This is a genomic window from Pseudoxanthomonas sp. UC19_8 (genome assembly GCF_042700505.1).
Lineage (GTDB): Bacteria > Pseudomonadota > Gammaproteobacteria > Xanthomonadales > Xanthomonadaceae > Pseudoxanthomonas_A > Pseudoxanthomonas_A winnipegensis.
In genome coordinates this window covers 2,604,756-2,625,826 of the sequence record NZ_CP170559.1, presented here as the reverse complement: position 1 = coordinate 2,625,826, position 21,071 = coordinate 2,604,756, and the positions used below count along the sequence as shown (strand labels likewise).

The 21,071-nt window shown below is 65.0% G+C and carries 21 protein-coding genes and 1 pseudogene; all 22 read left to right on the top strand.

The annotated features are described in order from the left end of the window. Positions 1 to 246: 246 nt before the first annotated feature. The 22 genes and pseudogenes from rpoB to rpsH all read left to right on the top strand — a co-directional run bounded on the left by rpoB (position 247) and on the right by rpsH (position 21,059). Entirely contained in the window at positions 247 to 4,440 is a 4,194-nt protein-coding gene (rpoB, locus tag ACFJIT_RS11600) for a DNA-directed RNA polymerase subunit beta (RefSeq protein ID WP_130515953.1), read from the top strand. A gap of 133 nt (positions 4,441 to 4,573) precedes the next feature. Continuing rightward, positions 4,574 to 8,797, top strand: coding sequence for a DNA-directed RNA polymerase subunit beta' (gene rpoC, locus ACFJIT_RS11595; protein ID WP_130528942.1), 4,224 nt, complete (start codon positions 4,574 to 4,576; stop codon positions 8,795 to 8,797). 233 nt (positions 8,798 to 9,030) lie between these two features. Continuing rightward, entirely contained in the window at positions 9,031 to 9,405 is a 375-nt protein-coding gene (gene rpsL / locus ACFJIT_RS11590; RefSeq protein ID WP_130515957.1) for a 30S ribosomal protein S12, read from the top strand. Between the two features lie 11 nt (positions 9,406 to 9,416). Further along, positions 9,417 to 9,884 (top strand): 30S ribosomal protein S7, encoded by a 468-nt coding sequence (rpsG, locus tag ACFJIT_RS11585; protein WP_130515959.1) that lies wholly within the window; start codon positions 9,417 to 9,419, stop codon positions 9,882 to 9,884. 186 nt (positions 9,885 to 10,070) lie between these two features. Continuing rightward, entirely contained in the window at positions 10,071 to 12,158 is a 2,088-nt protein-coding gene (gene fusA / locus ACFJIT_RS11580) for an elongation factor G (RefSeq protein ID WP_130515961.1), read from the top strand. Between the two features lie 53 nt (positions 12,159 to 12,211). Beyond that, complete coding sequence (tuf, locus tag ACFJIT_RS11575) at positions 12,212 to 13,402, top strand: elongation factor Tu (protein WP_130515940.1); 1,191 nt, start codon at positions 12,212 to 12,214, stop codon at positions 13,400 to 13,402. A 508-nt stretch (positions 13,403 to 13,910) separates the two neighbouring features. Continuing rightward, entirely contained in the window at positions 13,911 to 14,222 is a 312-nt protein-coding gene (gene rpsJ, locus ACFJIT_RS11570; RefSeq protein ID WP_014161383.1) for a 30S ribosomal protein S10, read from the top strand. 11 nt (positions 14,223 to 14,233) lie between these two features. After that, a complete protein-coding gene (gene rplC / locus ACFJIT_RS11565; protein ID WP_130515965.1) occupies positions 14,234 to 14,887 on the top strand; it encodes a 50S ribosomal protein L3 in 654 nt (217 codons plus the stop codon). Positions 14,888 to 14,898: 11 nt separating this feature from the next. Further along, positions 14,899 to 15,504, top strand: coding sequence for a 50S ribosomal protein L4 (gene rplD / locus ACFJIT_RS11560; protein WP_130523414.1), 606 nt, complete (start codon positions 14,899 to 14,901; stop codon positions 15,502 to 15,504). Further along, the gene (gene rplW / locus ACFJIT_RS11555) at positions 15,501 to 15,800 is read left to right on the top strand and encodes a 50S ribosomal protein L23 (protein ID WP_130515969.1); all 300 of its coding nucleotides are present in this window, start codon (positions 15,501 to 15,503) and stop codon (positions 15,798 to 15,800) included. The genes rplD and rplW overlap by 4 nt, the downstream gene beginning before the upstream one ends. A gap of 11 nt (positions 15,801 to 15,811) precedes the next feature. Further along, positions 15,812 to 16,639, top strand: coding sequence for a 50S ribosomal protein L2 (gene rplB / locus ACFJIT_RS11550; RefSeq protein ID WP_130515971.1), 828 nt, complete (start codon positions 15,812 to 15,814; stop codon positions 16,637 to 16,639). Positions 16,640 to 16,645: 6 nt separating this feature from the next. Beyond that, a pseudogene (gene rpsS, locus ACFJIT_RS11545) lies at positions 16,646 to 16,922 on the top strand (30S ribosomal protein S19). A gap of 12 nt (positions 16,923 to 16,934) precedes the next feature. Beyond that, positions 16,935 to 17,276 carry a 50S ribosomal protein L22 gene (gene rplV, locus ACFJIT_RS11540; RefSeq protein WP_130515975.1) on the top strand — a complete coding sequence of 114 codons (342 nt, stop codon included), beginning with the start codon at positions 16,935 to 16,937 and terminating at the stop codon, positions 17,274 to 17,276. A gap of 4 nt (positions 17,277 to 17,280) precedes the next feature. After that, the gene (gene rpsC, locus ACFJIT_RS11535) at positions 17,281 to 18,000 is read left to right on the top strand and encodes a 30S ribosomal protein S3 (RefSeq protein ID WP_130515977.1); all 720 of its coding nucleotides are present in this window, start codon (positions 17,281 to 17,283) and stop codon (positions 17,998 to 18,000) included. Between the two features lie 5 nt (positions 18,001 to 18,005). Then, positions 18,006 to 18,419: a 50S ribosomal protein L16 gene (rplP, locus tag ACFJIT_RS11530; RefSeq protein ID WP_130515980.1), complete on the top strand. Its 414-nt coding sequence runs from the start codon at positions 18,006 to 18,008 to the stop codon at positions 18,417 to 18,419. Next, on the top strand, positions 18,419 to 18,604 hold the full coding sequence (rpmC, locus tag ACFJIT_RS11525) for a 50S ribosomal protein L29 (RefSeq protein WP_093135061.1): 186 nt from the start codon (positions 18,419 to 18,421) through the stop codon (positions 18,602 to 18,604). Before rplP ends, rpmC begins: the two co-directional genes overlap by 1 nt. Before the next feature lie 11 nt (positions 18,605 to 18,615). Further along, complete coding sequence (gene rpsQ, locus ACFJIT_RS11520) at positions 18,616 to 18,882, top strand: 30S ribosomal protein S17 (protein ID WP_130515982.1); 267 nt, start codon at positions 18,616 to 18,618, stop codon at positions 18,880 to 18,882. Positions 18,883 to 18,897: 15 nt separating this feature from the next. Further along, on the top strand, positions 18,898 to 19,266 hold the full coding sequence (rplN, locus tag ACFJIT_RS11515; protein WP_014161372.1) for a 50S ribosomal protein L14: 369 nt from the start codon (positions 18,898 to 18,900) through the stop codon (positions 19,264 to 19,266). A gap of 15 nt (positions 19,267 to 19,281) precedes the next feature. Beyond that, positions 19,282 to 19,599 carry a 50S ribosomal protein L24 gene (rplX, locus tag ACFJIT_RS11510; RefSeq protein ID WP_130515984.1) on the top strand — a complete coding sequence of 106 codons (318 nt, stop codon included), beginning with the start codon at positions 19,282 to 19,284 and terminating at the stop codon, positions 19,597 to 19,599. An 11-nt stretch (positions 19,600 to 19,610) separates the two neighbouring features. Beyond that, positions 19,611 to 20,153 (top strand): 50S ribosomal protein L5, encoded by a 543-nt coding sequence (gene rplE, locus ACFJIT_RS11505; protein ID WP_130515986.1) that lies wholly within the window; start codon positions 19,611 to 19,613, stop codon positions 20,151 to 20,153. A gap of 15 nt (positions 20,154 to 20,168) precedes the next feature. Then, positions 20,169 to 20,474, top strand: coding sequence for a 30S ribosomal protein S14 (gene rpsN / locus ACFJIT_RS11500; protein ID WP_379653683.1), 306 nt, complete (start codon positions 20,169 to 20,171; stop codon positions 20,472 to 20,474). 186 nt (positions 20,475 to 20,660) lie between these two features. After that, on the top strand, positions 20,661 to 21,059 hold the full coding sequence (gene rpsH, locus ACFJIT_RS11495; protein ID WP_130533646.1) for a 30S ribosomal protein S8: 399 nt from the start codon (positions 20,661 to 20,663) through the stop codon (positions 21,057 to 21,059). The last annotated feature ends 12 nt before the right edge of the window (positions 21,060 to 21,071 follow it).

Here is a 21,071-nt window from a genome sequence, read left to right as displayed (position 1 = left end):
AAGCCCCTGGCCTTCGGTCGTTGTTGAAAAAGCAGTCCGCAACACGCAAGTCGTAGCAAACAACGCCGTTCGTTGTCCGCCGCACCGCGGCGAGAAAATCCACGAGTTGGTAGTTGGAAGTAGCGGGAGATGGCGTGCTGGTGCCGGCAATACCAGCGACTTCCAACTGACAGTTCTTCCCATTCGAAAGAAATGTTCCCCAGGGGTCGCGGACGCGTGGCCCCCCGATGCCAGAGGCAATGTCCTATGTCGACGACATACTCGTTCACTGAAAAGAAGCGCATCCGCAAGGACTTCGGCAAGCAGCGGTCGATCCTCGAGGTCCCGTTCCTGCTCGCCATCCAGGTCGATTCCTACCGCGAGTTCCTGCAGGAGCACGTTGACGCCGCCAAGCGCGAGGACCGTGGTCTGCACGCCGCGCTCAAGTCCGTGTTCCCGATCTCCAGCTACTCCGGCAACGCCGCGCTGGAATACGTCGGCTACAAGCTGGGCGAGCCGGCGTTCGACGAGCGCGAGTGCCGCCAGCGCGGCATGAGCTACGGCGCGCCGCTGCGCGTGACCGTGCGCCTGGTCATCTACGACCGCGAGTCCTCGACCAAGGCCATCAAGTACGTGAAGGAGCAGGAGGTCTATCTGGGCGAGATCCCGCTCATGACCGACAACGGCACCTTCATCGTCAACGGCACCGAGCGCGTCATCGTCTCCCAGCTGCACCGTTCGCCGGGCGTGTTCTTCGACCACGACCGCGGCAAGACCCACAGCTCGGGCAAGCTGCTGTACAGCGCCCGCATCATTCCTTACCGCGGCTCGTGGCTGGACTTCGAGTTCGACCCGAAGGACGCGCTGTTCACCCGTATCGACCGTCGCCGCAAGCTGCCGGTGTCGATCCTGCTGCGTGCGCTGGGCTACTCCAACGAGGAGATGCTCAACCACTTCTTCGAGATCAACACCTTCCACATCGACCCGAGCGAAGGCGTGCAGCTGGAGCTGGTGCCCGAGCGCCTGCGCGGCGAGACGCTGAACTTCGACTTGGCCGATGGCGACAAGGTCATCGTCGAGGCCGGCAAGCGCATCACCGCGCGCCACGTCAAGCAGCTGGAAGCCTCCGGCATCGCCGCGCTGGCCGTGCCCGACGAGTACCTGGTGGGCCGCATCCTCTCGCACGACGTGGTCGATGCCTCGACCGGCGAGCTGCTGGCCAACGCCAACGACGAGATCACCGACGACCAGCTGGCCGCGTTCCGCAAGGCCGGCGTCGAGGTGGTGGGCACGCTGTGGGTGAACGATCTGGATCGTGGCCCGTACCTGTCCAACACCCTGCGCATCGACCCGACCAAGACCCAGCTCGAGGCCCTGGTCGAGATCTACCGCATGATGCGTCCGGGCGAGCCGCCGACCAAGGACGCCGCGCAGAACCTGTTCCACAACCTGTTCTTCACCTTCGAGCGCTACGACCTGTCGGCCGTGGGCCGCATGAAGTTCAACCGCCGCGTGGGCCGCAAGGAAACCACCGGTGAGTCGGTGCTGTACGACCACAAGTACTTCAGCGTGCGCAACGACGAGGAATCCAAGCGCCTGGTCGCCACCAATGGCCAGAGCTCGGACATCCTGGACGTGATCTCGGTCCTGACCGAGATCCGCAACGGCCGTGGCGTGGTCGACGACATCGACCACCTGGGCAACCGTCGCGTGCGTTCGGTCGGCGAAATGGCCGAGAACGTGTTCCGCGTAGGCCTGGTCCGCGTCGAGCGCGCGGTCAAGGAGCGCCTGTCGATGGCCGAGTCCGAAGGCCTGACCCCGCAGGAGCTGATCAACGCCAAGCCGGTGGCCGCCGCGATCAAGGAGTTCTTCGGCTCCTCGCAGCTGTCCCAGTTCATGGACCAGAACAACCCGCTGTCGGAAGTCACGCACAAGCGTCGCGTCTCGGCCCTGGGCCCGGGCGGCCTGACCCGCGAGCGCGCCGGCTTCGAAGTGCGCGACGTGCACCCGACCCACTACGGCCGCGTCTGCACCATCGAGACGCCGGAAGGCCCGAACATCGGCCTGATCAACTCGCTGGCGGTGTATGCCCGCACCAACGCCTACGGCTTCCTTGAGACGCCGTACCGCAAGGTCGTGGACGGCCGCATCACCGACGAGATCGAGTATCTGTCGGCGATCGAGGAGAACGAGTACGTCATCGCCCAGGCCAACGCGCTCAGCGATGCCAAGAACCAGCTCACCGAGCAGTTCGTGCCGTGCCGCTACCAGGGCGAGTCGCTGCTCAAGCCGCCGTCGGACGTGGACTTCATGGACGTCTCGCCCATGCAGACCGTCTCCATCGCCGCGGCGCTGGTGCCGTTCCTGGAGCACGACGACGCCAACCGCGCGCTGATGGGCGCCAACATGCAGCGCCAGGCCGTGCCGACGCTGCGTGCGCAGAAGCCGCTGGTCGGCACCGGCATCGAGCGCGCCGTGGCGCGCGACTCGGGCGTGACGGTCAATGCCCGTCGCGGTGGTGAAGTGGTGCAGATCGACGCGGCCCGCATCGTGGTCAAGATCAACGAGGACGAGATCTCCGGTGAGCACGATGCCGGCGTGGATATCTACAACCTGATCAAGTACACCCGCTCCAACCAGAACACCTGCATCAACCAGCGTCCGCTGGTGAACGTGGGCGACGTGGTGGCGCGCGGCGACGTGCTGGCCGACGGTCCGTCCACCGACATTGGCGAACTGGCCCTGGGCCAGAACATGCTGATCGCGTTCATGCCGTGGAACGGCTACAACTTCGAAGACTCCATCCTGCTCTCCGAGCGCGTGGTGGAAGAGGATCGCTACACCACGATCCACATCGAGGAACTGACCGTCCAGGCGCGCGACACCAAGCTGGGGCCGGAGGAAATCTCGGCCGACATCCCCAACGTCTCGGAGAGCGCGCTGAACCGCCTCGACGAGTCCGGCGTGGTGTACATCGGCGCCGAAGTGCGCGCCGGCGACATCCTGGTGGGCAAGGTCACGCCGAAGGGCGAGAGCCAGCTGACCCCGGAAGAGAAGCTGCTGCGCGCGATCTTCGGCGAGAAGGCCTCCGACGTGAAGGACAGCTCGCTGCGCGTGCCCCCGGGCATGGACGGCGTGGTCATCGACGTGCAGGTGTTCACCCGCGACGGCATCGAGAAGGACAAGCGCGCGCGCCAGATCGAGGATTCCGAGATCAAGCGCGTCAAGAAGGACTTCGACGATCAGTTCCGCATCCTGGAGAACGCGATCTTCGCCCGCCTGCGCTCGCAGCTGGTCGGCAAGGTGGCCAATGGCGGTGCCGGCCTGAAGAAGGGCGACACCATCACCGACGCCTACCTGGACGGCCTGAAGAAGGCCGACTGGTTCGCCATCCGCATGAAGGATGACGACGCGGCCGACGCCATCGAGCGTGCGCAGAAGCAGGTCCAGGCGCACGAGAAGGAGTTCGAGCGTCGCTTCGCCGACAAGCGCGGCAAGATCACCCAGGGCGACGACCTCGCGCCGGGCGTGCTGAAGATGGTCAAGGTGTTCCTGGCCGTGAAGCGCCGCATCCAGCCGGGCGACAAGATGGCCGGCCGTCACGGCAACAAGGGCGTGGTCTCCAACGTGGTGCCGGTCGAGGACATGCCGTACATGGCCAATGGCCAGACTGTGGACATCGTGCTGAACCCGCTGGGCGTGCCTTCGCGCATGAACATCGGCCAGATCCTCGAGGTGCACCTGGGCTGGGCCGCCAAGGGCCTGGGCAAGCGCATCCAGACGATGCTGGAGCAGCAGCGCGCGGTCAGCGAGCTGCGCGCGTTCCTGGCCAAGGTCTACAACCACGACAAGGCCCTGGCCGGTGATCGTGTGGACCTGGACCAGTTCAGCGATGAAGAGCTGATCGGCCTGGCGCAGAACCTCACCGACGGCGTGCCGATGGCCACCCCGGTGTTCGACGGCGCCCACGAGGACGAGCTGCGCGAGATGCTCAACCTGGCCTATCCGGACGGCGATGCGGAAACCGAACTGCTCGGCTTCAACGCCAGCAAGACGCAGATGCAGCTGTACGACGGCCGCACCGGCGAGGCGTTCGATCGCAAGACCACGGTCGGCTACATGCACTACCTGAAGCTGAACCACCTGGTCGACGACAAGATGCACGCCCGTTCCACCGGCCCGTACTCGCTGGTCACCCAGCAGCCGCTGGGCGGCAAGGCGCAGTTCGGCGGCCAGCGCTTCGGCGAAATGGAAGTCTGGGCGCTGGAAGCCTATGGCGCGGCGCACACCCTGCAGGAAATGCTGACCGTCAAGTCCGACGACGTGCAGGGCCGCAACCAGATGTACAAGAACATCGTCGATGGCGAACACGAGATGGTCGCGGGCATGCCGGAGTCCTTCAACGTCTTGGTGAAGGAAATCCGCTCGCTGGCCATCAACATGGAGCTGGAAGACAACTGAGGAGGCGGGAATGGGGAATCGGGAATAGGGAATGGTCAAAGCCGGCGCGCAGGCGCCGCCGACCATCCCCAGTCACCCGATTCCCCGCTTCTGACGATTCCCCATTCTCAATTCCCGATTCCCGGAGAAGAACATGAAAGACCTGCTCAACCTCTTCAACCAGCAGCGCCAGACCCTGGACTTCGACGCGATCAAGATCGCGCTGGCCTCGCCGGATCTGATCCGCTCGTGGTCCTTCGGCGAAGTGAAGAAGCCGGAAACCATCAACTACCGTACCTTCAAGCCCGAGCGTGACGGCCTGTTCTGCGCCGCCATCTTCGGACCGATCAAGGACTACGAGTGCCTGTGCGGCAAGTACAAGCGCATGAAGCACCGCGGCGTGGTCTGCGAGAAGTGCGGCACCGAGGTGACCCTGGCCAAGGTGCGCCGCGAGCGCATGGGCCACATCGACCTGGCCTCGCCGGTCGCGCACATCTGGTTCCTCAAGTCGCTGCCCTCGCGCATCGGCCTGATGCTGGACATGACCCTGCGCGACATCGAGCGCGTGCTGTACTTCGAAGCCTACGTGGTGACCGAGCCGGGCCTGACCCCGCTGGAAAGCCGCCAGCTGCTGACCGAAGAGCAGTACCTGACCGCGCGCCAGGAGCACGGCGACGACTTCGACGCCGCCATGGGCGCCGAGGCCGTGTTCGAACTGCTGCGCCACATCGACCTGCAGGCCGAGATGGTCAAGCTGCGCGAGGAAATCGCCAGCACCGGTTCGGAGACCAAGCTCAAGCGTCTGACCAAGCGCATCAAGCTGGTCGAGGCCTTCCTGGAGTCCGGCAACCGTCCGGAGTGGATGGTCATGACCGTGCTGCCGGTGCTGCCGCCGGATCTGCGCCCGCTGGTGCCGCTGGACGGCGGCCGCTTCGCGACCTCCGACCTCAACGACCTGTACCGCCGCGTCATCAACCGCAACAACCGTCTGCGCCGCCTGCTGGAGCTCAACGCCCCGGACATCATCGTGCGCAACGAAAAGCGCATGCTGCAGGAATCGGTCGACGCGCTGATGGACAACGGCCGTCGCGGCCGCGCCATCACCGGCACCAACAAGCGTCCGCTGAAGTCGCTGGCCGACATGATCAAGGGCAAGCAGGGCCGGTTCCGCCAGAACCTGCTCGGCAAGCGCGTGGACTACTCGGGCCGTTCGGTCATCGTGGTCGGTCCGTACCTCAAGCTGCACCAGTGCGGCCTGCCCAAGAAGATGGCGCTGGAGCTGTTCAAGCCGTTCGTGTTCGCCAAGCTGCAGCGTCGCGGCCTGGCCACCACGATCAAGGCCGCCAAGAAGCTGGTCGAGCGCGAGGAAGGCGAGGTCTGGGACATCCTGGAAGAAGTCATCCGCGAGCACCCGGTGCTGCTGAACCGCGCCCCGACCCTGCACCGCCTGGGCATCCAGGCGTTCGAGCCGGTGCTGATCGAGGGCAAGGCCATCCAGCTGCACCCGCTGGTCTGCACCGCGTTCAACGCCGACTTCGACGGTGACCAGATGGCCGTGCACGTGCCGCTCTCGCTGGAAGCCCAGCTGGAAGCGCGCGCGCTGATGATGTCGTCCAACAACATCCTCTCGCCGGCCAACGGCGAGCCGATCATCGTGCCCTCGCAGGACGTGGTGCTGGGTCTGTACTACATGACCCGCGCCCTGGAGAACAAGGCGGGCGAGGGCATGGCCTTCGCCAACATCGCTGAGGTCAAGCGCGCCTACGACAACCGCGTGGTCGAACTGCACGCCAAGGTCAAGGTGCGCATCACCGAGACGGTGATCGCCGAGGACGGCAGCCGCGAGAAGAAGACCTCGATCGTGGACACCACGGTCGGGCGCGCGCTGCTGGCCGAGATCCTGCCCGATGGCCTGCCGTTCGCGCTGGCCAACACCGACCTGACCAAGAAGAACATCTCGCGTCTGATCAACTCCAGCTACCGCCAGCTGGGTCTGAAGGACACGGTCGTGTTCGCCGACAAGCTGATGTACACCGGCTTCGCCTACGCCACCCGCGCGGGCGTGTCGATCGGCATCGACGACATGGTCATCCCGGACGAGAAGAAGGGCATTCTGGGCGAGGCCGAGCAGGAAGTGCTCGAGATCCAGGAGCAGTATCAGTCCGGTCTGGTCACCGCCGGCGAGCGCTACAACAAGGTCGTGGACATCTGGTCGCGCACCAACGAGCGCATCGCCAAGGCGATGATGGACACCATCGGTACCGACAAGGTGCTCAACGCCAAGGGCGAGACCATCAACGAGAAGTCGATGAACTCGCTGTACATCATGGCCGACTCTGGTGCGCGTGGTAGCCAGGCGCAGATCCGCCAGCTGGCCGGCATGCGCGGCCTGATGGCGCGTCCCGATGGCTCGATCATCGAGACGCCCATCAAGGCGAACTTCCGCGAAGGCCTGAACGTGCAGGAGTACTTCAACTCCACCCACGGCGCCCGCAAGGGTCTGGCCGATACCGCGCTGAAGACCGCCAACTCCGGTTACCTGACCCGTCGCCTGGTCGACGTGGCGCAGGACGTGGTGATCACCGAGGTCGACTGCGGCACCACCGACGGCCTGACCATGACCCCGATCGTGGAAGGCGGCGACGTGGTCGAGCCGCTGAAGGACCGCGTGCTGGGCCGCATCGTGGCCGAGGACGTGTTCCTGCCGGGCAACGACGAGGATCCGATCGTCACCCGCAACACGCTGCTGGACGAAGCCTGGGTGCAGAAGCTGGAAGACGCCGGCGTGCAGATGGTGAAGGTCCGCTCGACCATCACCTGCACCTCGGACTTCGGCGTGTGCTCGCATTGCTACGGCCGCGACCTGGCCCGTGGCCACATCGTCAACATCGGCGAAGCGGTCGGCGTCATCGCCGCCCAGTCGATCGGCGAGCCCGGCACGCAGCTGACCATGCGTACGTTCCACATCGGTGGTGCCGCTTCGCGTGCCGCCGCGGTGGACAACATCACGGTCAAGACCACCGGCTCGGTGAAGTTCAACAACCTCAAGTCGGTCGAGCACGCCAACGGTTCGCTGGTGGCGGTGTCGCGCTCGGGCGAACTGTCGGTGCTGGACGCCCACGGTCGCGAGCGCGAGCGCTACAAGCTGCCCTACGGCGCCACCATCACCGTCAAGGACGGCGATGCGGTCAAGGCCGGCCAGACCGTGGCCAACTGGGATCCGCATAACCACCCGATCGTGTCGGAAGTGGCCGGTTTCGTGCGCTTCGTGGACTTCGTCGACGGCATCACCGTCATCGAGAAGACCGACGAACTGACCGGTCTGGCCTCGCGCGAGATCACCGATCCCAAGCGTCGTGGCTCGCAGGGCAAGGACCTGCGTCCGCTGGTGCGCATCGTCGACAAGGACGGCAAGGATCTGTCGATCCCGGGCACCGACATGCCGGCCCAGTACCTGCTGCCGCCGCGTTCGGTGGTCAACCTGCAGGACGGCGCCGCCGTCGGCGTGGGCGACGTGGTCACCAAGGTGCCGCAGGAGGCGTCCAAGACTCGCGACATCACCGGTGGTCTGCCGCGCGTGGCCGACCTGTTCGAGGCGCGCAAGCCGAAGGATCCGGCGATCCTGGCCGAGCGTTCGGGCGTGATCAGCTTCGGCAAGGACACCAAGGGCAAGCAGCGCCTGATCATCAAGGACACCGACGGCAACGAGCACGAGGAGCTGATTCCCAAGTTCCGCCAGATCATCGTGTTCGAGGGCGAGCACGTGGCCAAGGGCGAGACCATCGTGGACGGCGAGCCGAGCCCGCAGGACATCCTGCGCCTGCTGGGTGTCGAGCCGCTGGCCGCGTACCTGGTCAAGGAAATCCAGGACGTCTACCGCCTGCAGGGCGTGAAGATCAACGACAAGCACATCGAGGTGATCACCCGCCAGATGCTGCGCAAGGTGGAGATCACCGATGCGGGCAACAGCAAGTTCCTGGCGGGCGAGCAGGTCGAGAAGCAGCGCGTGATCGAGGAGAACGCCAGGCTGGTGGCCCGCAACGAGCTGCCGGCGCAGTACGAGCCGGTCCTGCTGGGCATCACCAAGGCCTCGCTGGCGACCGAGTCGTTCATCTCCGCGGCCTCCTTCCAGGAGACCACCCGCGTGCTGACCGAGGCGGCCGTGCGCGGCACCCGTGACAGTCTGCGCGGTCTGAAGGAGAACGTGATCGTCGGCCGTCTGATCCCGGCCGGTACCGGTCTGACCTACCACAGCCAGCGCCGTCGCAACGCCTCGGGCCTGACCGAGTCGGAGATGGCCGCCCTGTCCGGGCCGGTGACCGCCGAGGCCGTGGCCGAAGGTGGCGAGGCCGAGTCGGAAAGCAGCACCGAGCAGTAAGCCAGCAAGACGGGCCGGCCCCAAGCGGGGCCGGCCTGACCAAGCGGAAGGGGGCGCAGGATGTGCCCCGTATCCCGGCCCGGGACCGGCCAGACGGTGGTGAGGATTTCGTCGGTTGACGACAAATTCCGCTGCCAGCTATACTCTCCTGTCTCGGCAGGCCGCATCTACGGCCTGCCGTCGTTTTCACGCAAAAGGCCCGGCGTCACGGCCTTCATCCAAAGAATCCAAAGATGGCAACGATCAACCAGCTGGTCCGCAAGCCGCGGCAGGCGACGACCTACAAGAGCGCCTCGCCGGCACTCGACAACTGTCCGCAGCGCCGCGGCGTCTGCACGCGCGTCTACACCACCACGCCCAAGAAGCCGAACTCGGCGCTGCGCAAGGTGGCCAAGGTGCGCCTGACCAACCAGGAAGAAGTCATCAGCTACATCGGTGGCGAAGGGCATAACCTGCAGGAGCACTCGGTGGTGCTGATCCGCGGCGGTCGCGTCAAGGACCTGCCGGGCGTGCGTTACCACACCGTGCGCGGTTCGCTCGACGCCGCCGGCGTTGCCAAGCGCCGCCAGGCCCGTTCCAAGTACGGCGCCAAGCGTCCGAAGAGCTAAGGGAATAAGACATGTCTCGTAAAGGTTCCGCGCCGCAGCGCACCGTTCTGCCCGATCCCAAGCACGGCAGCCACACCATCGCCCGCTTCATCAACATGGTGATGCTGAGCGGCAAGAAGTCCGTCGCCGAGAAGATCGTCTACGGCGCGATGGACGTCATCGGCGAAAAGAATCCCAACGCCCTCGAGCTGGTCGAGAAGGCGCTGGACAACGTCGCGCCGGCCGTCGAGGTCAAGTCGCGCCGCGTCGGTGGTGCCACCTATCAGGTGCCGGTCGAAGTGCGCGCCTCGCGCCGCCTGGCCCTGGCCATGCGCTGGCTGATCGAGTCGGCCCGCAAGCGCGGTGAGAACACCATGCCGCGCAAGCTGGCCGCCGAACTGATCGACGCCTCGGAGAACCGCGGCGGCGCCATCAAGAAGCGTGAAGAAACCCACCGCATGGCCGAAGCCAACAAGGCGTTCGCGCACTATCGCTGGTAAGGCAGTACCGGGGGCCTTGAATCTTCGGGCCCCAGGCGCCACCTAGGCGCCACACAACGCGCTGATCATCGCGCACGACAGCGAAAGCCGCCCCCGGGCGGCATTCGGTCTTTAGGACCCGTGTGATCATCGCCCCCGTTCGCGCCCATGGCGCGACGTTCTTTTCATCAAAAAGAGAGACTCCTCGTGGCTCGCACCACTCCCATCGAGCGTTACCGCAACTTCGGCATCATGGCCCACATCGACGCGGGCAAGACCACCACGTCGGAGCGCATCCTGTTCTACACCGGTGTCAGCCACAAGATCGGTGAGGTGCACGATGGCGCCGCCACGATGGACTGGATGGAGCAGGAGCAGGAGCGCGGCATCACCATCACGTCCGCCGCCACCACGGCGTTCTGGACCGGTATGGACAAGTCCATGCCGCAGCACCGCTTCAACATCATCGACACCCCCGGCCACGTCGACTTCACCATCGAAGTCGAGCGTTCGCTGCGCGTGCTCGACGGCGCGGTGTTCGTGCTGTGCGCCGTCGGTGGCGTGCAGCCGCAGTCCGAAACCGTGTGGCGTCAGGCCAACAAGTACGCCGTGCCGCGTCTGGCGTTCGTCAACAAGATGGACCGCACCGGCGCCAACTTCGACAAGGTCGTGGACCAGCTCAAGGCTCGCCTGGGCGCGTACGCCGTGCCGATGCAGGTGCCGATCGGCGCCGAGGACGGCTTTGAGGGCGTGATCGACCTGGTCAAGATGAAGGCGATCCACTGGGATACCGCCTCGCAGGGCACCGTGTTCGAGTACCGCGACATCCCCGCCGAGCTGCAGTCCAAGGCCGACGAGGCCCGCAGCTTCATGGTCGAGGCCGCGGCCGAGGCCAGCGAAGAGCTGATGGACAAGTACCTGGGCGGCGGCGACCTGTCCGAGGCCGAGATCCTGAGCGGTCTGCGCGAGCGCACCCTGCGCGTGGAGATCGTGCCGGTCTACTGCGGCACCGCCTTCAAGAACAAGGGCGTGCAGGCCATGCTCGACGGCGTGATCCAGCTGCTGCCGTCGCCGGTGGATCGTCCGCCGGTGCAGGGCATCGACGAGAACGAGCAGGAAGACAGCCGCAAAGCGGGCGACAACGAGCCCTTCTCGGCGCTGGCGTTCAAGATCATGACCGACCCGTTCGTGGGCTCGCTGACCTTCTTCCGCGTCTACTCGGGCGTGCTCAACTCCGGCGACCAGGTCTACAACCCGGTCAAGTCGAAGAAGGAGCGCGTGGGCCGCATCCTGCAGATGCACTCCAACAACCGCGAAGAGATCAAGGAAGTGCGCGCGGGCGACATCGCCGCGGCGGTGGGTCTGAAGGACGTCACCACCGGCGACACGCTGTGCGCGCAGGACAAGATCATCACCCTGGAGCGCATGACGTTCCCGGAGCCGGTGATCTCGATGGCGGTCGAGCCGAAGACCAAGTCCGACCAGGAGAAGATGGGCCTGGCGCTGGGTCGCCTGGCGCAGGAAGATCCCTCGTTCCGCGTGCGGACCGACGAGGAATCCGGCCAGACCATCATCGCCGGCATGGGCGAGCTGCACCTGGAAATCATCGTCGACCGCATGAAGCGCGAGTTCAACGTTGAAGCCAACGTCGGCAAGCCGCAGGTGGCCTACCGCGAGACGATCCGCAAGGGCGTCAAGCAGGACGGCAAGTTCGTGCGCCAGTCGGGCGGTCGCGGCCAGTACGGCCACATCGTGATCGAGATGGAGCCGGCCGAGCGTGGCGCGGGCTTCAGCTACGAGAGCGCGATCGTCGGCGGCGTGGTGCCGAAGGAATACGTCGCCGCCGCGGGCAAGGGCATCGAAGAGGCCATGCGCAATGGTCCGCTGGCCGGCTTCCCGGTGGTGGACGTCGCGGTCAAGGCCGTCGACGGTTCGTTCCACGACGTGGACTCCAACGAAATGGCGTTCAAGGTCGCCGGCTCGATGGCGTTCAAGGAAGCCTTCTCCAAGGCCTCGCCGGTCCTGCTCGAGCCGATGATGAAGGTCGAGATCGTCACGCCCGAGGATTACCTGGGTGACGTGATGGGCGACGTGAGCCGTCGTCGCGGCATCCTGCAGGGCCAGGACGAAAGCCCGTCGGGCAAGGTCATCAACGCCATGGTGCCGCTGGGCGAGATGTTCGGCTACGCGACCACGCTGCGCTCGATGTCGCAGGGTCGCGCGACCTTCTCGATGGAGTTCGACCACTACGCCGAAGCGCCGGCCAACATCGCCGAAGCGGTCACCAAGAAGTAATCGACCGCTTCGCACCGCATTCCAACTGACACAACTTTTGAAGGATTACGACAATGGCAAAGGGTAAGTTCGAGCGCACCAAGCCGCACGTGAACGTGGGCACGATTGGTCACGTTGACCATGGCAAGACGACGCTGACGGCGGCGCTGACCAAGGTGGGCGCGGAGCGTTTCGGTGGCGAGTTCAAGGCCTACGACGCGATCGACGCGGCGCCGGAAGAGAAGGCGCGCGGCATCACGATCTCCACGGCGCACGTGGAATACGAATCGCCGAGCCGCCACTACGCGCACGTGGACTGCCCGGGCCACGCCGACTACGTGAAGAACATGATCACCGGCGCCGCCCAGATGGACGGTGCGATCCTGGTGTGCTCGGCCGCTGACGGCCCGATGCCGCAGACCCGCGAGCACATCCTGCTCTCGCGCCAGGTGGGCGTGCCGTACATCGTCGTGTTCCTGAACAAGGCCGACATGGTGGACGACGCCGAGCTGCTGGAGCTGGTGGAGATGGAAGTCCGCGAGCTGCTGAGCAAGTACGAGTTCCCGGGCGACGACACCCCGATCATCCACGGTTCGGCCCGTCTGGCGCTGGAAGGCGACCAGTCGGAGATCGGCGTGCCGGCGATCCTGAAGCTGGTCGAGGCGCTGGACACCTGGATTCCGACCCCGGAGCGTGACGTCGATAAGGCGTTCCTGATGCCGGTGGAAGACGTGTTCTCGATCTCGGGCCGCGGCACCGTGGTGACCGGCCGTATCGAGCGCGGCGTGATCAAGGTGGGCGAGGAAATCGAGATCGTCGGTATCCGTCCGACCCAGAAGACGACCGTGACCGGCGTGGAAATGTTCCGCAAGCTGCTGGACCAGGGCCAGGCGGGCGACAACGCGGGCCTGCTGCTGCGCGGCACCAAGCGTGACGACGTGGAGCGTGGCCAGGTGCTGGCCAAGCCGGGTTCGATCACCCCGCACACCGAGTTCGAGGCCGAGGTGTACGTGCTGTCCAAGGACGAGGGTGGCCGTCACACGCCGTTCTTCAAGGGCTACCGTCCGCAGTTCTACTTCCGCACCACCGACATCACCGGTGCGATCGAGCTGCCGGAAGGCACCGAGATGGTGATGCCGGGCGACAACGTGAAGATGAAGGTCACGCTGATCAACCCGGTGGCGATGGACGAGGGCCTGCGCTTTGCGATCCGCGAGGGTGGCCGTACCGTCGGCGCCGGCGTGGTGGCCAAGATCATCAAGTGACGATCTGACCCCTGCGCGCCCAAGGCGCGCAGGGCTTTGTCAGATCGTCATCCCCGCGAAAGCGGGGATCCACCGCTCCGATGAAGTACACTGCAGGCCCCGGCCAGCCCGGGACCAAGTAATAAAGCAACACCGCAATACCCGCCGGCCCCTCCCTGGGAGGTGTGGCCGGCCTACCGCGAAAAGAGGTGCAGGAAGCGCCTCGTGTTCGCCAGATAAGGATGTTGAACGTGTGAACCGGTGGCGCGAAAAGGCGACTTTTCGCGTCGCGATGCGTCCGGGTTGTTGACGGGCGTAGTTGACGCGTTCTATACTCTTTCGTCTGGGCAGGCCGTTCATCGGTCTGCCTTGTTTTTCAGGAAGATTCCCGGGCCCTCGCGGCCCCGGCGCGTCCCCCGGCAAGGGGTGACTCAAGGCGCAGGGACTTCGAGAAAAAGCTTGTGGACCATTACCGGGGCAAGGCATCCCAGAGGCCGCGCCCGTCGCTCTTTCAACACAGGAAACCGTCATGGCGGACCAGAAGATCCGTATCAGGCTCAAGGCCTACGATCATCGCCTGATCGATCGCTCGGCGAGCGAGATCGTCGAAACGGCCAAGCGGACCGGCGCGCAGGTGCGCGGCCCGATCCCGCTGCCGACCAAGATTGAACGCTACACCATCCTGGTGTCGCCGCACGCCGACAAGGATGCGCGCGACCAGTACGAGACCCGTACGCACAAGCGCGTGCTGGACATCGTCGATCCCAACGACAAGACCGTCGACGCGCTGATGAAGCTCGAGCTGGCGGCTGGCGTTGACGTCCAGATCAAGCTGACCTAAAGGCACCGACCATGACTGCGAAGAAATATTCGTTGGGCATCGTTGGCCGCAAGGCCGGCATGACCCGGGTGTTCACCGAAGATGGCAAGTCCATCCCGGTCACCCTGATCGAAGCCACCCCGAACCGCATCACCCAGATCAAGACCTCCGAGACCGACGGCTACAGCGCCGTGCAGGTCGCCGTGGGTTCGCGCCGCGCTGCGCTGATCACCAAGCCGGTCGCCGGTCACCTGGCCAAGGCCAAGGTCGAAGCCGGTCGCGGCCTGTGGGAGCTGCGCGTGGAAGCCGACAAGATCGGCGACTTCAGCGTCGGCGGCGAGATCAAGGCCGACATCTTTGAAGTGGGCCAGAAGGTCGACGTCCAGGGTGTGACCAAGGGCAAGGGCTTCCAGGGCACGATCAAGCGCTGGAACTTCCGCATGGGCGACGCCACCCACGGTAACTCGCTGTCGCATCGCGCGCCGGGTTCGCTGGGCCAGCGTCAGACCCCCGGCCGTGTGTTCCCGGGCAAGAAGATGTCCGGCCACATGGGCGCCGCGCAGCAGAGCACGCAGAACCTGGAAGTCGTCCGCGTGGACGCCGAGCGCGGCCTGATCGCCGTCCGCGGCGCCGTGCCGGGTGCGCCGGGTGGCGACGTGATCGTGCGTCCGGCGAGCAAGGCATAAGGAGAACCAACATGGAACTCGCCATCAACGGCAGCGCCAACAAACTGTCGGTCTCCGACGAAGTGTTCGGTCGCGAATTCAGTCAGGACCTGGTGCACCAGGTCGTCGTCGCCTACCGCAACGCCGGTCGTGCGGGCACCAAGGCCCAGAAGACCCGTGCGGAAGTCAACGGCACCACCAAGAAGTCGAAGAAGCAGAAGGGCGGCGGCGCGCGTCATGGCGCCCTGACGGCCCCGATCTTCGTCGGCGGCGGCGTGACCTTCGCGGCCAAGCCGCGTAGCTTCGACCAGAAGGTCAACCGCAAGATGTACCGCGCCGCGATGAAGGCCATCCTGAGCGAGCTGGCTCGTCAGGACCGCCTGACCGTCGTCGACGCCTTCAACGTCGATGCCTCCAGCACCAAGGGCCTGGTCTCCAAGCTCAAGGAACTGAACGTCGGGAAGCGTCCGCTGATCGTCACCGAGGATGCTTCGGAGCACCTGTATCTGTCCGCTCGCAACCTTCCCTACGTGGAAGTGCGCGACGTCCAGGCGCTGGATCCGGCGTCGCTGGTCGGTGCCGACACCGTCGTGATCACCGCCGATGCGGTGAAGAAGATCGAGGAGTGGCTGGCATGATCAGCAACGAGAAAATCTTCAGCGTGCTGCGCGCCCCGCGCGTGTCCGAAAAGACTGCACGTCTGCAGGAAGTAAGCAATCAGTACGTCTTCGAAGTCTCGAACGACGCCACCAAGGCCGATGTCAAGGCCGCGGTCGAGCAGCTGTTCGACGTCAAGGTCGAGGCCGTCAACGTGGTCAACGTCAAGGGCAAGAACAAGTCCTTCCGTAACCGCGGTGGCCGTCGCGGCGACTGGCGCAAGGCGTATGTGCGTCTGGCCGACGGCCAGGCCATCGACGTGTCGGCCACGGCCTGAGGTAGACCCACATGCCATTGATGAAATTCAAACCCACTTCCGCCGGCCGCCGTTCGGCCGTGCGCGTGGTGACGCCCGACCTGCACAAGGGTGCTCCGCACGCTCCGCTTCTGGAGAAGCAGAGCAAGTCCGGCGGTCGCAACCACCACGGTCGCATCACCACCCGTCACATCGGTGGTGGTCACAAGCAGCACTACCGCGTCATCGACTTCAAGCGCGACAAGGTCGGCATCCCGGCCCGTGTCGAGCGCATCGAGTACGATCCGAACCGCACCGCGCACATCGCGCTGCTGTGCTACGTCGACGGTGAGCGCCGCTACATCATCGCGCCCAAGGGCCTGAAGGCCGGCGACCAGGTGATCGCGGGCCGCGACGCCCCGATCCGCACCGGCAACACCCTGCCGCTGCTGAACATCCCGGTCGGTACCACGGTGCACTGCATCGAGCTGAAGGTCGGCAAGGGCGCCCAGATCGCCCGCGCCGCCGGCGCCTCGGTCCAGCTGGTCGCGCGCGAGCAGGGCTTCGCCACGCTGCGCCTGCGTTCGGGCGAAATGCGCAAGGTTCCGGCCGAGTGCTGCGCCACCATCGGCGAAGTCGGCAACGACGAGCACAGCCTCGAGAAGCTGGGCAAGGCCGGTGCCAAGCGTTGGCGCGGCGTGCGTCCGACCGTTCGCGGTGCGGCCATGAACCCGGTCGACCACCCGCACGGTGGTGGTGAGGCCAAGGCCGGCCAGGGCAACCCGCACCCGGTCACCCCGTGGGGCGTGCCGACCAAGGGTTACAAGACGCGCCATAACAAGCGCACGCAGCAATTCATCGTCCGCGATCGTAGGGGCTAATCGACCATGGCACGTTCACTCAAGAAAGGCCCGTTCGTCGATCACCACCTGGTCAAGAAGGTGGAGGCTGCGGCCGGTAGCAAGCGCCCGATCAAGACCCTGGTCGCGTCGCTCCATGATCCTGCCGGAGATGGTGGGTTTCACCATCGCCGTGCACAACGGCAAGAACCACGTTCCGGTGCTGGTTAACGAGAACATGGTCGGCCACAAGCTCGGCGAGTTTGCCGTCACCCGGACCTTCAAGGGTCACGGTGGCGACAAGAAAGCCGGCGGCAAGAAGTAAGGAGAGATGACAATGGAAGCGAAAGCCATCCTGCGCACCGCGCGCATCTCCCCGCAGAAGGCCCGCCTGGTCGCCGACCAGGTGCGTGGCCTGTCGGCCGAGCGCGCCGTCAACCTGCTGAAGTTCTCGGACAAGAAGGCTGCCCACCTGATCAAGAAGGTGGTGGAGTCGGCGATTGCCAATGCCGAGAACAACCAGGGCGCCGACGTCGACGAGCTGAAGGTCCAGACCATCATGGTCGACGAGGGCCCGACGCTGAAGCGTTTCATGGCCCGCGCCAAGGGCCGCGGCACGCGCATCCTCAAGCGCACCAGCCATATCACCGTGGTGGTTGGCGAAGGCAAGGGCAAATAAGACTATGGGCCATAAAGTACATCCGACCGGTATTCGCCTGGGCATCGCCAAGGACTGGAATTCCAAGTGGTACGCCAACAAGCGCGAGTACGCCAGCTACCTGGCCGCTGACCTCAAGGTCCGCGAGATGCTCCGCAAGAAGCTGGCCCAGGCCGGGATCAGCAAGATCCTGATCGAGCGTCCGGCCAAGACCGCCCGCGTGACGATCCACACCGCCCGCCCGGGCGTGGTGATCGGCAAGCGCGGTGAGGACATCGAGAAGCTGCGCAAGGAAGTGAGCGATCTGATGGGCGTCCCGGCGCACATCAACGTCACCGAAGTGCGCAAGCCCGAGCTGGACGCCCAGCTGGTCGCCGAGTCCATCGCCCAGCAGCTGGAGCGCCGCATCATGTTCCGCCGTGCGATGAAGCGCGCGGTCGGCAACGCGATCCGCCTGGGTGCCCTGGGCATCAAGGTGAACGTCGCCGGCCGTCTGAACGGCGCCGAGATCGCCCGTTCCGAGTGGTACCGCGAAGGCCGTGTGCCGCTGCACACCCTGCGCGCCGACATCGACTACGGCTTTGCCGAGGCGAAGACCACCTACGGCATCATCGGCATCAAGGTGTGGGTCTACAAGGGCGAAGTGTTCGACTTCAGCCAGGTGGGTCAGGAGAAGCAGGACGACGCGCGCCCCGAGCGCAGCGAACGTCCGTCGCGCCCGTCCCGCGATCGTGATGCGAGGTAACGGCAATGTTGCAACCCAAGCGAACCAAATACCGCAAGATGCACAAGGGCCGTAACGAAGGCCTGAGCTGGAGCGGAAATCTCGTCTCGTTCGGCGAGTACGGCCTGAAGGCCACCGCGCACGGTCAGCTGACCGCGCGCCAGATCGAGGCCGCGCGCCGGTCCATCAGCCGCTACGTCAAGCGCGGCGGCAAGATGTGGATCCGCGTGTTCCCCGACAAGCCCATCACCAAGAAGCCGATCGAGGTCCGCATGGGCTCCGGTAAGGGCAACGTGGAGTACTGGGTGGCCCAGATCCAGCCGGGCCGCATGATCTATGAAATCGAGGGCGTGGACGAGGCAACGGCACGCGAGGCGTTCCGCCTGGCCGCCGCCAAGCTCTCGGTCACCACCACTTTCGTGACCCGGACGGTGCGCTAATGGCTATCAAGGAACTCCGCGAGAAGTCTGCCGACGAGCTGAACGCCCATCTGGGCGAGCTGCGCAAGGAGCAGTTCTCCCTGCGCATGCAGAAGGCGACCGGCCAGCTGCCGAAGACCCACGAAACCCGCCGGGTCCGCCGCGAGATCGCTCGCGTCAAGACCCTGCTCGGCAGCAAGAAGTAAGGACCGCCGACATGAGTGATAACGAACAGAAAACGCAGCGCACGATCGAAGGTCGTGTCGTCAGCAACAAGATGGACAAGACGGTCACCATTCTGGTCGAGCGTCAGGTCAAGCACGCGCTGTACGGCAAGTACATCAAGCGCTCGACCAAGCTGCACGCCCACGACGCCGACAACGCCTGCAACGAAGGCGACCTGGTCCGCGTGGTGGAGATCGCGCCGCTGTCCAAGACCAAGAACTGGCGCGTGGTCGAGATCGTCGCCCGCGCGGCCGAATAAGAGGAGTCCTGAATCATGATCCAGATGCAGAGCTATCTCGATGCGGCCGACAACTCCGGTGCCAAGGAGCTGATGTGCATCAAGGTGCTGGGCGGCTCCAAGCGCCGTTACGCCGGCATCGGCGACATCATCAAGGTGACCGTCAAGGACGCGATCCCGCGTGGCAAGGTCAAGAAGGGCGAGGTCTATGACGCCGTGGTCGTGCGTACCCGCAAGGGTGTGCGTCGCGCCGACGGTTCGCTGATCCGCTTCGACGGCAACGCCGCCGTCCTGCTGAACAACAAGCAGGAGCCGATCGGCACCCGTATCTTCGGACCGGTGACCCGCGAACTGCGCTCCGAGAAGTTCATGAAGATCGTCTCGCTCGCACCCGAAGTGCTGTGAGCGGAGGAAATCACAATGGCTAACCGTATCAAGAAGGGCGACCAGGTGGTCGTTATCACCGGCAAGGACAAGGGCAAGCAGGGCGATGTGCTGCGCGTGGATGGCGACCGTGTGGTCGTGTCCAACGTGAACATCGTCAAGCGCCACACCAAGCCGAACCCGCAGGCGGGTGTCGCCGGCGGCGTCGTCGAGCGCGAAGCCTCGATCCATATCTCCAACGTCGCCTTGTTCAATGCCGCTTCCGGCAAGGGCGAGCGCGTTGGCTTCAAGGTGCTGGAGGATGGACGCAAACTGCGTGTGTTCCGCTCCAGCGGTGAGGCGCTCGACGCCTGAGGAATGAGGTCATGACCACTCGTCTCGAAAAAATCTACAAGGAAGAGGTCGTCCCGGCCTTGACCAAGAAGTTCGGCTACTCCAACCCGATGGAGGTCCCCAGGCTCACCAAGATCACCATCAACATGGGTGTGGGTGAGGCTGCGACCAACAAGAAGATCCTGGAGAACGCCGTCGCCGACCTGGCCAAGATCTCCGGCCAGAAGCCGGTCACGACGAAGTCGCGCGTCTCGGTCGCGTCCTTCAAGATCCGTGACGGTTGGCCGATCGGCTGCAAGGTGACCCTGCGTCGCGCCCACATGTACGAATTCCTGGACCGCCTGATCAGCATCTCGCTGCCGCGCGTGCGCGACTTCCGTGGCGTGTCCGGCCGGTCGTTCGACGGCCGCGGCAACTACAACATGGGCGTTAAGGAACAGATCATCTTCCCGGAAATCGACTTCGACCAGGTCGACGCGGTCCGCGGCATGGATATCGCCATCACCACCACCGCCAAGACCGACGCCGAAGCCAAGGCGCTGCTCGAAGCGTTCAAGTTCCCGTTCCGCAACTAAGTCGAGGACCAAGACATGGCAAAGACCTCCATGGTCAACCGCGACCTGAAGCGGGCGAAGCTGGCCAAGAAGTACGCGGCCAAGCGTGATGCACTGAAGAAGATCATCTCCAGCCAGGACGCGTCCTACGACGAGAAGATCGAGGCCTCGACCAAGCTGCAGAAGCTGCCGCGCGACTCCTCGCCCAGCCGCTTCCGCACCCGTTGCGAGCTGTCCGGCCGTCCGCGCGCCGTGTACAGCAAGTTCGGCCTGGCCCGCAACAAGCTGCGCGAAGCCACCATGCGTGGCGACGTGCCCGGCCTGCGCAAGGCCAGCTGGTAACACAGCTAGGGAGTGGTGTAGAATCCGCTCCCCGGATTTTCACCACCTAGAGCCTGGCGGCCCGATGGGCGCCAGGCTTTGGTGCTAGAGATCTTCCGCGCAAGGGCGCAGGCCTCAAGGCCCGCGCCACCCACAACACGAGATTTTCGCGAAAGCGGATATCGGTGCTACTCATAGGAATCGCACATGAGCATGACTGATCCCATCGCCGACATGCTGGTCCGCATCAAGAATGCGGCCGCCGTCGGCAAGCAGACGGTGAAGATGCCGTCGTCCAACATCAAGGTCGCCATCGCCGGCGTCCTGAAGTCCGAGGGCTACATCGCCGATTCTCGCGTCACCAAGACCGAGAACAACAAGGCCGAGCTCGAGGTCGTCCTGAAGTACTTCGAAGGCAAGCCGGTCATCGACACGCTCAAGCGTGTGTCGCGCTCGGGCCTGCGCCAGTACCGCGGCAAGGACGAACTCCCCAAGGTCCTCAACGGCCTGGGCATTGCCATCATCTCCACGTCGAAGGGCATCATGACCGACGCGCAGGCCCGTGCGGCCGGCGTGGGTGGTGAAGTCCTGTGCTTCGTGGCCTAAGGGAAGGAGTTC